Annotated in this window: 10 protein-coding genes and 1 pseudogene; 4 read left to right on the top strand and 7 right to left on the bottom strand. The window is 60.6% G+C overall.

Annotated features, from left to right (window positions below; all coding sequences use genetic code 11):
• Nucleotides 1–65: 65 nt before the first annotated feature.
• From ACN0SY_RS02290 to ACN0SY_RS02280, 3 genes are read right to left on the bottom strand one after another with little or no spacing between them, the layout of a single operon-like run.
• Nucleotides 66–3,590, bottom strand: coding sequence for an efflux RND transporter permease subunit (locus tag ACN0SY_RS02290; protein ID WP_417684140.1), 3,525 nt, complete (start codon nt 3,588–3,590; stop codon nt 66–68).
• Complete coding sequence (locus ACN0SY_RS02285) at nt 3,587–4,690, bottom strand: efflux RND transporter periplasmic adaptor subunit (RefSeq protein WP_417684139.1); 1,104 nt, start codon at nt 4,688–4,690, stop codon at nt 3,587–3,589. The genes ACN0SY_RS02290 and ACN0SY_RS02285 overlap by 4 nt, the downstream gene beginning before the upstream one ends.
• A gap of 25 nt (nt 4,691–4,715) precedes the next feature.
• Complete coding sequence (locus ACN0SY_RS02280) at nt 4,716–5,276, bottom strand: helix-turn-helix transcriptional regulator (RefSeq protein WP_417684138.1); 561 nt, start codon at nt 5,274–5,276, stop codon at nt 4,716–4,718.
• A gap of 360 nt (nt 5,277–5,636) precedes the next feature.
• On the opposite strand from ACN0SY_RS02280, the gene ACN0SY_RS02275 reads away from it, so the two are divergent.
• Complete coding sequence (locus ACN0SY_RS02275) at nt 5,637–6,035, top strand: hypothetical protein (protein ID WP_417684137.1); 399 nt, start codon at nt 5,637–5,639, stop codon at nt 6,033–6,035.
• Here the strand turns inward: ACN0SY_RS02275 and ACN0SY_RS02270 are convergent.
• On the bottom strand, nt 6,025–6,150 hold the full coding sequence (locus ACN0SY_RS02270) for a hypothetical protein (protein ID WP_417684136.1): 126 nt from the start codon (nt 6,148–6,150) through the stop codon (nt 6,025–6,027). The genes ACN0SY_RS02275 and ACN0SY_RS02270 overlap by 11 nt on opposite strands.
• 229 nt (nt 6,151–6,379) lie before the next feature.
• Between ACN0SY_RS02270 and puuE the strand changes: the two are divergent.
• From puuE to ACN0SY_RS02255, 3 genes and pseudogenes are all read left to right on the top strand, one after another.
• Nucleotides 6,380–7,279, top strand: a pseudogene (puuE, locus tag ACN0SY_RS02265) (allantoinase PuuE); the annotation flags it as partial.
• Between the two features lie 256 nt (nt 7,280–7,535).
• Nucleotides 7,536–8,411: a helix-turn-helix domain-containing protein gene (locus ACN0SY_RS02260; protein WP_417684135.1), complete on the top strand. Its 876-nt coding sequence runs from the start codon at nt 7,536–7,538 to the stop codon at nt 8,409–8,411.
• A gap of 173 nt (nt 8,412–8,584) precedes the next feature.
• Nucleotides 8,585–8,869: a hypothetical protein gene (locus ACN0SY_RS02255; protein WP_417684134.1), complete on the top strand. Its 285-nt coding sequence runs from the start codon at nt 8,585–8,587 to the stop codon at nt 8,867–8,869.
• Nucleotides 8,870–8,974: 105 nt separating this feature from the next.
• On the opposite strand, the gene pobA is transcribed toward ACN0SY_RS02255, so the two are convergent.
• The 3 genes from pobA to pcaF form a co-directional block, all read right to left on the bottom strand.
• A complete protein-coding gene (pobA, locus tag ACN0SY_RS02250; RefSeq protein WP_417684133.1) occupies nt 8,975–10,147 on the bottom strand; it encodes a 4-hydroxybenzoate 3-monooxygenase in 1,173 nt (390 codons plus the stop codon).
• Between the two features lie 197 nt (nt 10,148–10,344).
• Nucleotides 10,345–11,685 carry a 3-carboxy-cis,cis-muconate cycloisomerase gene (gene pcaB, locus ACN0SY_RS02245; protein ID WP_417684132.1) on the bottom strand — a complete coding sequence of 447 codons (1,341 nt, stop codon included), beginning with the start codon at nt 11,683–11,685 and terminating at the stop codon, nt 10,345–10,347.
• A gap of 264 nt (nt 11,686–11,949) precedes the next feature.
• Nucleotides 11,950–13,155: a 3-oxoadipyl-CoA thiolase gene (gene pcaF, locus ACN0SY_RS02240; RefSeq protein ID WP_417684131.1), complete on the bottom strand. Its 1,206-nt coding sequence runs from the start codon at nt 13,153–13,155 to the stop codon at nt 11,950–11,952.
• Nucleotides 13,156–13,162 lie beyond the last annotated feature (7 nt).

Here is a 13,162-nt window from a genome sequence, read left to right as displayed (position 1 = left end):
TGGGTGGCAACAAAAAAGCGCCGGAGGTTGTCCGGCGCTTTTCCCAGGGGCTTTCTGGCTGCGGGTTATTCTGCCGCGTGCGGCAATTCCTGCAGGTCGATCGGATCGCTCTTGGTCTTGTTCAAGGGCACTACCGACGCCGAACGCGGTGCCTCGGTCTCCATGGTCGCTGCACCGGTTGCCGGCCAGGCCTCGTCCGATTTGCGGAAACGGGTCCGAAGCGACTGCCAGCTGCCGACCCAAACGCTCGGCATCGCGATCATGACCGGGATCATGATTAGCGTCAGGATGGTGGAGAAGGCGAGGCCGGAGATGACTGCCGTGGACAATTGGATCCACCAGATGGCCGTAACGCCCCCCACCGAGGTGACCTGGTTGAAGAAGTCGAAGTTCACCTGCGTCGCCATCGGGATCAGGCCGGCGATGGTCGTGATCGTGGTCAGAAGGATCGGGCGGATACGCTGCGCCGATGTCTTCAGGATCGCTTCCAGTGGCTCGAGCCCGTCTTCCCTGAACCGGTTGTAGGTGTCGATCAGGACGATGGCGTTGTTCACCACGATGCCGGCCAGCGCCACGACGCCCGTACCAGTCATGATGATCGAGAACTTCTGTCCCGTGATCATCATTCCGAGCAGCACGCCCATGACCGACATGACCACCGTCGAGAGGGTCAGGAAGGTCTGGTAGAACGAGTTGAACTGGGTCAGCAGGATCAGGAACATCAGGAACAGCGATGCAATCATCGCCTTCATGAGGAACTCTCCCGATTCCTTCTGGTCTTCATCGGCACCGCGGAATTGCAGGAAGACATTGTCCGGGAACGTCTGTCCATCGATCCAGGTCTGGAGTTCCTTGACCTTCTCATCGACCGTTGCGCCGGAAGTCTTGTCCACCGTGGCCTTGACCATCATGGAATAGAGGCCGTCGCGACGGGTGATGGACGAGACCTTCTGTGCCGGATAGCGGTCGATGAAGTTCGCAAGCGGCACGAGGCCAAGCGGAGTTTGCAGGCGCAGCTGGTCGAAGCGGTCGAGCGTGCGTTCCTCCTGAGGCAGGCGGACACGGATGTCCACCTCGTCCTCGGAGTCCGTCGGCCGGTAATTGCCGATCAGCACACCGTTGGTGACGAGCTGGACCATGGCCCCGACCGAACCGATGCCGGCCTGGTAGCGTCCTGCCTGTTCGCGGTCGATGTCGATCTGCCATTCAATGCCGGGCAGGGGACGTCCGTCCTCCTGGTCGATCAGTCCGTCCATGCCATCGAGATAGCCGCGGACGCGAGCGACCTGGGCAACCATCGTGTCATAGTCGGTCGACTTGATTTCCAGCTGAATGTCCTTGCCTGTTGGCGGACCGCCTTCGATCTTGCGGGTCTCGACCTTGATACCGGGCAGGTTTGCCGTCCGGTCGCGGATCTCGGCGAAGATTTCCTTCGCCTTGCGTCGGCAGCAATAGTCGGCAAGCTCAAGCTGCAGCTCGCCGATCACGTCGGCAGGCTTGTCCTGAACCCCGCCGATGAAGTCCGGGCCGCTGCCACCGCCGGGTGCGAAGGCCGAGGTTACGACGTTCTTGATGCCCTTGGTCTGCAGGACTTCCCGCTCGACCTTTTTCACCAGTGCGAGGGATTCAGAGACCGACATGTTGCCGCGACCCGAAACCAGAACGACAGCCTGGTCAGGTTCTTCGTCGACAAAGAACTCGACGCCTGCGTTGTTCTGCCCGAAGGATACGAAGATTGCACCACACAGAACGATCATCCCGACGAGGGTGACCACGTTGCCGAGCGGGTTGCCGGCGAGCAGTTTCAGGAAGCGAACATAGAGGCCGGTCGCTCCCTTCACCTTGCTGGCGTCAAAGGCCTCGCTGCCGGACAGGAGCGCAGCCTCCGCCCGGTCCTGTTCAGCTCGTTTTGAAGCGCGTGCCTGCTGCCAGGCAACAAGCGGGCGAAGCAGCTTGTAGGCAATCAGCGCGACGGCCACAAACGCCAGCACGCCGATCGCGGGCACTGCCCCCGACAGGGCCTCGGATGCCGCGAGAACCGGCAGGTTAACGGCGATCACCGCTGCCAGGGCGCCGAAGAGCACCGCCAGGATACCGGTCGCGTTACGCCCCATCCAATGGGACACACTGGCGAAGATGCCTCCGGTCACCGGCAAGAAGATCATCGCGGTGACGAGAGAAGCGGTCAGGACGATGATGACCATGATCGGCAGGTAGCTCATGAACTCGCCGGCGACACCCGGCCAAAGCAGCATGGGCAGGAACGCTACCAGCGTCGTTGCCGTCGATGAGACGATCGGCCAGAACATCAGCTTGGCGGCACGGATATAGGCCTCCGTGTCCTCCATGCCTTCCTGCACCTTGCGGTCTGCGTATTCCACCATGACGATGGCGCTGTCCACCAGCATGCCGACGGTCAGCACGAGGCCGAACATCACCATGATGTTCACCGTGTAACCGAGGCCGGAGAGGATCAGGAAGCCGACCATGAAGGAGGTCGGGATGGCGAGGCCGACGAGCAGGGCTGATCTGAGGCCGAGCGCGGCGACGACCAGCACCATGACGAGGAAGATAGCCGTCATGATCGAGGACTGGAGCGATCCGAGAACCTCGAAGATGTTGGCGGACATGTCGATCATGTAGTCGACGCGGATGGTCTCCGGCCAGTCCTTGGTGGCTTCCCCGACAACGGCACGAACCGCCTCGTTGTTCTCGATGATGTTGGTGCCGATGCGCTTGGTGACCTGCAGGGCAATGGCCGGCTGGCCGTTGACGCGCGTGTAGCTGGTGGCATCCTTGAACGTGCGCCGGATTTCAGCGACATCGCCGAGGGTAACGACGCCTTCACCGCTCTGCTTGATCGGCAACGAGTAGACGTCTTCGACCGTTTCGACGAGGCCGGGGACCTTGACGTTGAAACGTCCCGCTCCGCTGTCGATGAAGCCTGCCGGAACCAGCTGATTGTTCTGGGACAGGGAGTTGAGCAGCTCCTGTTGGGTGATCGAATAGGATTCCAGCTTGCGGCTGTCGATCAGGACTTCCAGCAGTTCTTCCCGGTGGCCCGAAAGGTCGGCCGAGCGAACCGTGTCGATGGATTCGATCTGGTCCTTCAGGCGCCGGGCATGCTGATAGAGCGTACGCTCGGGAACCGGTCCGGACAGGGCGATGGTGATCGTGGGAACGAGAGCGAAGTTGGTTTCCGAGATTGTCGGTTCTTCGGCGTCCGCCGGAAGCTTGCTCTTGGCCTGATCCACCTTGTCGCGGACGTCCGCCATGGCCTCGTCCTTGTCGAACGAGATGTCGAACTCTAGGATGATGCCGGCATGGCCTTCCGAGGCGATCGCAGTGATCTCCTTGAGGCCGTCGAGCCCGCGAAGCTCCGTCTCCATGGGACGGATGAGAAGGCGTTCCGCATCCTCCGGCGAAATGCCCTGCTGCGGGATAGAGACGTAGAAGACCGGCACATCGATGTCCGGACTGTCTTCCTTCGGAATCGCGACATAGGCCGCGGTGCCGGCGGCAATCAGCGCCAGCATCAGCACGAAAACAGTTTTGGGGCGGCGAAGAATGCCTTCAAGCATGGAAATCATTGGGACACCTCAGCGGTATCGAAAACGGGTTCAACCAATTGACCATCGGCAACGTAATCCTGACCGACGGTAATGACGGTCACTTCGTCGGGAAGTCCGCCGATCCAGACCCCGTCCGTCTCGCCGCCCAGAACCTGAACGGGATGGAACATCGTCATGTTGTTCTCGTCCACGGCGCGCACGCCGACTTCACCCTTGTCATTGAGGGTGAGGATCGCGGGAGTGATCTTGTGGGCCTTCTCGACCGGCAGCGGCAGGAGCGTCAGTGCGGTCGTCCCGTCACGTGCAACGCCGTCCGGGTTCGGCATTTCCACCTCTATGCGGAAGGTGCGGGTGTCCGGGTCGGCTGCCGGTGAAACGTAGCGCACCGTGCCGTCAACTTCCGTGCCGTCGATCAGCCGGACGCGAGCGGGCATGCCGACGGAGATCTGGGAAATGTCGAGTTCGGAGACCTGGCCGATGGCGATCATCGGGTCTGTCTCGACAACTGTAGCGCAGACATCTCCAACATTCAGACGGGCGCCGATATTGGCCATCGGGCTCTGGATGATGCCGTTGATCGGCGAGCGAACGACTGTACGCCGCAGGTCGAGCTCGGCTTCCTCCAGACGCGCCTTGGCAGCGTCCAGTGCCGCCTGGTTTGCGGTGACCCGGTTCGAGGCAGCAAAGCCCTTGGCCTTCAGGGCGGAGGAGGATTCAAAGTCGACCTGGGCCTGAGCCAGGGACGCCTTTGCCTCCAGAACCCGTGCCTCTCGGGAGCTCTTGTCCAGAATGCAGAGAATGTCGCCCGCGTTCACCAGGGCGCCCTCGCGTGCAGGGCGGTCGATGACCCGGTCGGCGGTCTCTGCACGAACCTCGACCTTGGCCTCGGCCTCGGTCCTGCCGCGAATTTCCAGAACTGCCTGGCGGTCCTCCGCGACGAGGCGCTTTACCTCAACCCGAAACGGCTTGTCCGCAGACACCAACACCCGCTCGGCCGGAGGAGGCGTGCTGTTGTCACTGTCGCCAACCCCGCCGACAACGACGGTTCCGGAATACATCCAGACGCCGATCCCGACGGCCAGTCCTGTTGCAAGGACGTATGAAAACTTGAAACGCATTGAGTAACTCCGGGTGTCTCTGGGCTTACTCGGCAGCGGCGGCGGTCATGTCCGCAGCACCTTCGCCTTCTTCAGCAATCCTGATCAGTTCGGCGCCGTGAGCGTCGAGGTAATTGAGGGTGAAAGTCATGCACGCAATGCCGTATTCGCGCGTCCACCGGGATCCCGGGTGGTCGCACTCGCCATGGTGCGAAAGGAGGGAGTCGAGTTCGTTCTGGACCTGTTGCCGGCGGCGCTCAAGAGCCTTGCTGATGGTTTCGGGACCAACCTGTGCGGCATAAAGAGCGATGAGAAGGAAGGGAGAGCGGAATGTGTCCGGCGCCTGCGGTTCCGTCAAGGCCTTGAGGAATTCGGAGCGGCCGGAATCGGTAATCGAATAGACCTTGCGGGTCGGCTTCCCGTCCTGCTGCTCCTCGCGCACGGTCACCATGCCGTCGGCTTCGAGGCGGGCAAGCGCGGGATAGATCGAGCCGAAGCTGGCATCCTCGAAGTAGCTGAAACGGCCCTCGGTCGATTCCTTTCGGATCTCGTAGCCGGTCGCATCACCGAAACTCAAAATCGCAAGGCACAGGCTGCGAACGCTCATGTTGCGCCTCCCGATAAGGTGACGAGTGCGGTATCGGTCGCACCGTGATTGATTGCCATGTCCTGCATTGTCACAAGGCCTTCGTAGCCGCTTTCTAAAATCCGATGTCGGTCGCTACGTCATGCTGATCGGGTCAGGCTCGTCTGAAATACGCACCCTTTCGAGCAGCAATAATCGCTCGATATATATCGGTTAAATATATATCCGGGTGTGATATTGCAAGAGACAGGATTTTTGGGGCCGAAATCATGATTTTAGGCCCGCCTGAGGCATCGGATCGCGTTGCATAGTCGAGCCGGGAGGCGTTCAATAATTGCCTCTCGATCATTTCTCCCGAAATTGGAGAATTGGAGGCAGGCAATGCGTATCATGGCGTTCATTCAAGCCGCCGACCGGCGACTGTTTCCCGACAATCCGCTTCTGCGGCTTCTGGCGATAAACGGAGCAATCGGCGCGCTCGTTGCCGGTGGCTTTCTCGGCGGTGTCTTCTGGGCGAATATCGGAAATCTTCGGGAGCTCGTCGCTTCGGCCGACAGCCCACTCGTGCCGGTAGTCATGCTGTGTGTCGGCTTTGTCATCACCATGTCGTCTGTGGTGATGGGGACCGCGATCATGATGTTAAAGGATCAGGACCAAGCCGGCGGCGGAACGCTCAAGCGATCGGTCGGGCGAGGCCATGGTCAACTCATTCCGGTGCAACTGCCCGTCAGGGGAGCAAGAGCATCCGGAGATCGCGAGCGCCGCAAAATCAGTTGCTGACCTGCGCGCTGGCATAGGTCGCGGCGGCGTGTGCCGGTACGGGCTCGAAATCGATGAACAAGGTCATTGCGGCTCCGGTAAGGATCAGGAGCAGACCTGCAGATGTGAGTTTCATGGCGGTGTCCTCGTTAAACTGTCTGCGCGCTTTTAGGCGCCGAGTTTCTAAAGCCGTGAAAACTGATCCGATAAAATTTGAGACAATCGTAAGTTTTGCCGATGCGACTTGCGTATAATCGCGCCTTGTGATCATACGCAGGGCAGCGCTTGCCGCGAATGTGCGCTTGCAACGCCGGACCTCTTCGGCTTTTCTCGGCAAAACAGTTTCAGATCGGGATTTCTCGTAAATGACTTCATCCTATCCGCGCGACATGATCGGTTACGGGCGCAACATCCCGGACCCAAAGTGGCCAGGAGGCGCCAACATTGCCGTGCAATTCGTCGTCAATTACGAGGAAGGCGGCGAGAACAACATTCTTCACGGCGATGCTGCTTCCGAGGCCTTTCTGTCGGAGATCGTCGGTGCGCAGCCCTGGCCGGGCAAGCGTCACTGGAACATGGAATCCATTTACGAATATGGTTCCCGCGCCGGCTTCTGGCGCTTGTGGCGCATGTTTACCCAGCGCTCGATTCCGGTGACCGTCTATGGCGTTGCAACGGCTCTGGCGCGCAATCCCGAAGCCGTTGCCGCAATGAAGGAGGCTGATTGGGAGATCGCGTCTCACGGCCTCAAGTGGATCGAATATGCCGACGTGCCGGAAGAGGTAGAGCGCGAGCACATGCGTGAGGCCATCCGCATCCACGAAGAGGTGACCGGCTCGCGACCGCTCGGCTGGTACACTGGTCGCTGTTCCATGCAGACCCAGAAGCTGGTCATGGAGGAGGGCGGGTTCCTGTATGACAGCGATAGCTACGCAGACGATCTTCCCTATTGGGTCGATGGCCCGGACGGCGACCATCTGGTCATTCCCTATACGCTCGACAGCAACGACATGCGCTTTGCTGCCGTGCAGGGGTTCAATTCCGGTGATCAGTTCTTCGCCTACCTGAAGGATGCCTTCGATACGCTTTATGCTGAGGGAGAGGCAGGTTCGCCGAAGATGCTGAATATCGGCCTGCACTGCCGTCTTGTCGGTCGGCCGGGCCGCGCCGCTGCATTGGCGCGTTTCCTGGACTACGTGCAATCGCACGACAAGGTCTGGCTCACCCGGCGTATCGATATCGCCTGGCACTGGCACGCCCACCACGCGCGCGGCTGAAGTACACTTCTGCCAAGCCGAAGCTGGGCACGACGATCAAGGGCGCAGGCATTTGTTTGCGCCTCGCGTCCGGCTTTTGTGGTAGACAATAATCTGTGCTGAATGGCGTGCAGTTGCTGCGTCGTGAGACCGGCTGGCGTTCAATCCGACTGGCACCGTCGCCCGTAAAACGACTGAACCGCATGCGCTGAAACTCCCGGGTTCAGGCAAATGCGCCACCTCAAGTCCAAGAGCCTTTGTCCTGATGGCCACCAATACAAGTATTCCACGCTATCATCTGTACGGCGAAGGCGATCCGGCCGAGGATTTCGATTTCTTCCACATCGAGACCATCAGAACGCGTTCGGCGCCGCTGGGATGGGCGCTGGAACCTCATAGCCATGTGCATCTGTTTCAGGTCCTCATGGTCACTGCGGGGGGCGGGCGCCTTGTCGGTGACCAGGGAGAAAGCAAACTGCGGCCCGGCATGGTCGCCCTCAATCCGGCGGGGGCGATGCATGGCTGGACGTTTTCGCCCGATACTGAAGGCTATGTGGTCTCGTTTACCCATGATTATCTGGGGGGGCACGGTGCGGACTGCAGCGACGCCGAGAAAACCGCGCTAAGGACGGTCTCAAACCTGGTCTTCCAGCCAGATTCTGACGAGAGCCGCCGGCTTGCCATGTATCTTGCGGAAATGGCGGTTGAATTCGACAATGGACGACGACGGCGTGAAGTTTTCCGTCCGCTTCTTGCCCTCGTCCTGGTGCATCTGTTCGCACGCAAACCCGACGGGGCTGAGCTCGACCGCACGCCCGGGTTTTCCCTGTTTCAGTTCCGCAGTCTTGTGGAGGAAAACTTCCGCGGTGAAAGAAGCCCTGAGTTCTACGCAGAGCAGATGGGCCTTACCACCCAAAGGTTGAACCGGTTCTGCCGCCTTTTCACCGAGCGCACGGCCGCGCAGACGATCCGGGACCGCGTCATGTTGGAAGCGCGCCGACTGCTGGCCTTCTCCGATCTGTCCATTTCCCAGATCAGCTACGATCTCGGCTATGAGGATCCGGCATATTTCTCCCGGGTCTTCCGGAAGGAAGTCGGTGAATCGCCTCAGGAATTCAGGTCGTCGCAGATCTCGGACTGACGTCGCGGCCTTGTGGCGATCACACGCTTTCCCTGTCCCGTCGTTCCGACCGGCATTAACCCTGTCCGGTCTTTCATGGGAGTTTCCTGCGACCGTTCTTCAATTGTGGCGAGGTGCCTGATACAGCTTTGAGTGGTTTAATAATTCATTAACCAGTCTGAGGCTTTCAGCACATGAAGTTTCCTTCAGTTTATTGCGCAACCAAGGTTTTTGCGGTTTTCACGATCGGCTTCGCCGTCATGGTAGGGCTCAACTCCCGAGCGGCGACGAACCTTGTCGAGCGTTTCCATGAGGACGCACAGGAGCTGGTCGATCTTACTTCTGCGGCCGCGCGGTCCATCTCTGCCGTCGAACTGCCGATGCTTGGTATCGAGGTCTATGCGTCTCATCTCTACATGCCCTCGCGCATGTTTCAGGTGATTGCCGACCGGATCGACGAAGCACATCGCGCGATGTGAGGAACAGGGCGCTGTTGATCCTTTTGCGACCGTGAAAATGAAAACGCCCCGGAGCTGTCAGGCTTCCGGGGCGCTTCCTGGGGTGTTGAGTGTGTCGGAGCTGACCTAGAACGGCAGCCCGACGTAGTTCTCGGCAAGGCTCACCTGGGCTGCATGGGAACTTGCCAGATAGTCCATCTCCGCCTGCTGCATGCGCGCGTTGAAGGCACCGAGTTCCGGGAACTGGTGCAGCAGCGTCGTCATCCACCAGGAGAAGCGTTCTGCCTTCCAGATGCGGGCGAGCGCATGCTGGGAGTAGTTGTCGATGCCGGCTGATGATTTCTCGCCGTAGTATTCGATCAACGCTGTGGACAGGTAGTGGATGTCGGATGCAGCAAGGTTCAGGCCCTTCGCACCCGTCGGCGGCACGATATGTCCGGCATCGCCTGCGAGCATCATTCGGCCGAAACGGAGCGGCTCCGCGACGAAGCTGCGCAAGGGGGCAACGGATTTTTCAATCGACGGGCCGGTTTCGATCTTGGCAGCTGCCTCTTCGCCAAGACGGATCTTGAGTTCGTCCCAGATCGCGTCATCGGTCCACTTGTTGACGTCGGTTCCGGCGGGAACCTGGATGTAGTACCGGCTCAGCGTATGGGAGCGCATGGACGCCAGGGCGAAGCCGTTCGCATGGTTTGCGTAGATCAGCTCATGATCCACCGGCTTGACGTAGGACAGGATACCAAGCCAGCCGAAAGGATAGACCTTCTCGTATTCGGTGATGGCGCCTTCCGGAACTGCGGCGCGGGATACACCGTGGAAGCCGTCGCAGCCGCAGATGAAATCGCACGCGATCTCATGGGTGACGCCATCCTTTTCATAAGTCACACGCGGGCTGTCGCCGTCGAAATCGAGCGGTGTTACGTTTTCCGCCTCGTAGACGACCTGTGCATCGCGGGCAACGTGGGCATCCATCAGATCCTTGGTGACTTCCGTCTGCCCGTAAACCATCACCCGCTTGCCGCCGGTGAGGCCTTTCAGATCGATGCGCAGCCGGGTCTCGCCCACGGAAATGGCGAAGCCGTCATGAGGCAGGCCTTCCTTGTGCATGCGATCCGCGACGCCTGCGCGCTTCAGCATCTCGACCATCCCCTGCTCGAGAACGCCTGCGCGAATTCGAGACAGCACGTAATCCGGTGACCGGCGCTCAAGAACGACGCAATCGACGCCGGAGAGGTGCAGCAGCTGCGACAGAAGGAGCCCGGAAGGGCCGGCGCCAATGATGACGACCTGGGTGCGCATGAATGATCCTCCCAAGGATGCATGATGATATTGATGCCAGTTTAGGGAGGAAGCCGGCGAACGGAATGGACCATTCAATCGTTCGCTTGGACTATTTGGTCGAACCGGATTGGGTCCTTTCCGGATACGCCCCATAGGAGGGGGCAGCCGGGCCGCCACAAGGTTGAATCAAATTGTGAGGCAGCGGGATCAGTCTTTCAACACGATCCGATAACCGTCTGACAGGATTCAAGAACCCGGTCGATCATCTGCGAGCTTGCGCCCATGTGGCAAGCCGGATCCTTGAGGGTCTGCCAGTCGATATGCAGGTCGTGGGTCCGGGCGAGAACATCGAACAGATGAGTGCCTGTTTCATTGACGGTCTTGCAGGCTGTCTTGACCAACTCCTGCGCCTCGGGGCGCGGCATGTGCTCCGCAAGGGCGAACATTGCAGCCTCCGCGAGCAGCAGTCCGTTCGAAGCCTCGATGTTGGCGCGCATCTGGTCGGCCTTCACCACCAGCTCCGATGCAAGCTTGTTGGCTTCCTTCAAGGCCGCACCGGTCGCCAGCACCATCTGGGGAAGTGTCAACCACTCGATCGACCAGTTGGATCCTGACCGTTCGTGCTCGTGAAGGGCGGCCTGATGCATGGTGGCGACAAGGCCCGCGTTCTGGCGGGCGAGGGCGACGAGCACTTCCGCCCCGACCGGGTTGACCTTGTTCGGCATGGTAGACGAGCCTCCACCGGAGCCGGGGCGAAGTTCGCCGACTTCGTTCTGGGCCATCAGCATGACGTCCTGGCCGATCTTGCCCAGAGTGCCAGTGACGAGCGATAGCCAGTTGGCATAGTCGTTGAGACCATCGCGCATGGTGTGCCAGGGGGCTGCGCAAACCTGAAGGTCAAGTTGCTTGGCCAGTTCCGCTTCCACCTCGATCGCCTTGTCGCCAAGAGCTGCGAGATTGCCGGCCGCGCCGCCGAATGAGAGCAGCAGAAGGCGATCCTTAAGACCCGGAAGCCGTTCGATATGACGCAGTACCGCTGTCAGCCAGACTGCGCATTTCAGGCCGAAACTGGTGGGGGTTGCCTGCTGGCTGCGTGTACGAGCGGCAATCGGCGTGTTCCGGTGCGTTTTGGCAAGTAGCGCCAGCGTACGGGCAAGGTGGCGCAAGGCGGTTTCATGAAGATCGATTGCCGCCTTCAGGCGCAGCACCAGCCCGGTGTCGAAAATGTCCTGGCTGGTTGCGCCCCAATGAACGAACCGGGCGTGTTCCTTGTCAACGACCGCGCGCAGTTCCTTGACCAGAGCAGGGACAGGTACGCCGTCACGAGCAGTTCCTTCCGCCAGAAGGCCCGGATCGATCTCCGCAGTCTTGCAGGCCTCGACAATTGCCTGGGCGGCGTCGCCGGGGATCACGCCGCAGAGCCCCTCCGCGGCTGCCAGTGCGCCTTCCACTTCGATCATGGTTCTGATGACCGCCCGGTCCGTAAACAACTCCGCCGTTTTTTCGTCGGTGAAAAGCAGGCCGGTGATCTGGCTGTCGTAGGCGGTGAGGCTCATGAAAGGGTCCTGGGTGATTGTCAGTCCGGTTTTCTGCGCAAGGCTGAGACCGGTTTTACTGGATTCTTCGCCGGGCGGAAATGAGGGAGGCGTTCGCTGAAAACCACGTCCTCATCCTGAGGAGGGCTTTGAAGCCCGTCTCGAAGGATGGGCCGCGTGCTCGGCGCTCTGCCGCCCTTCCTTCGAGACGCCCTTCGGGCTCCTCAGGATGAGGACCGGAGAAAGCAGCGGGAGAGCTTGTCAAAAGCTCTCCCGCCGGTTGTATCAGACGGCTTCGAGGGCAATCGAGATGCCCTGACCGACGCCGATACACATGGTGGCAAGGGCCAGCTTCCCACCGCGCTTTTTCAGCTCAAGTGCCGCGGTGCCGGTGATGCGGGCACCCGATGCGCCGAGTGGATGGCCAAGGGCAATCGCGCCGCCGTTCGGGTTGATGTATTCCGCCGTCTCGTCAAGACCGAGGTCGCGCAGAACCGCGATGCCCTGGGAGGCAAAGGCTTCGTTCAGCTCGATCACGTCGAAGTCCTTCGGTGCGATCCCGAGACGTTCGCACAGCTTGCGCGTTGCCGGAGCCGGACCGATGCCCATGATGCGCGGCGGAACACCGGCAGTCGCGCCGCCGATGATGCGGGCGATCGGTGTCAGGCCGTATTTCTTCACCGCCGCTTCGGACGCAATGATGAGCGCGGCTGCACCGTCATTAACTCCGGAGGCGTTGCCCGCAGTGACCGAACCGCCCTCGCGGAACGGCGCGCGCAGCTTGGCCAGATCCTCAAGGGTGGTCTTGGGGCGCAGGTGCTCGTCCTTGTCGAAGATCACGGGGTCGCCCTTGCGCTGCGGGATCGTTACCGGAACGATTTCCTCGGCAAGACGCCCGCTTTCCTGCGCTTTTGCCGCCTTCTGCTGGGAGCGGAAGGCGAAGGCGTCCTGGTCCTCGCGAGAGATCTTGAAGTCCTCGGCAACGTTTTCACCGGTCTCCGGCATGGAGTCGACGCCGTATTGCCGCTTCATCAGGGGGTTGATGAAACGCCAGCCGATGGTCGTGTCATGGATCTCGTTGGAACGCGAGAAGGCGCTTTCGGCCTTGGGCATGACGAAAGGTGCGCGGGACATGCTCTCCACGCCACCCGCGACGATCAGGTCGGCCTGACCGGCAATGATCGCGCGCGATGCGGTGATGATCGCATCCATGCCCGAACCGCACAGGCGGTTCATCGTCGTTCCAGGAACCACATCCGGCAGGCCGGCCAGAAGGGCCGACATACGAGCAACGTTGCGGTTGTCTTCCCCGGCCTGGTTGGCGCAGCCGTAGATGACCTCATCGACAGCAGTCCAGTCGATGTCCGGATTGCGTTCCATCAGGGCCTCGAGCGGAATCGCTCCGAGATCGTCGGCGCGGACCGAGGCGAGTGAACCGGCGAAGCGTCCGATCGGTGTGCGGACGTAATCGCAGATATAGGCGTTCTGCATGGGTCTT

Origin of the sequence: Roseibium sp., from assembly GCF_048261595.1 — a bacterium.
Lineage (GTDB): Bacteria > Pseudomonadota > Alphaproteobacteria > Rhizobiales > Stappiaceae > Roseibium.
Note: the sequence above shows the minus strand (reverse complement) of the source record. Positions and strands in the feature narration are given on the sequence as shown.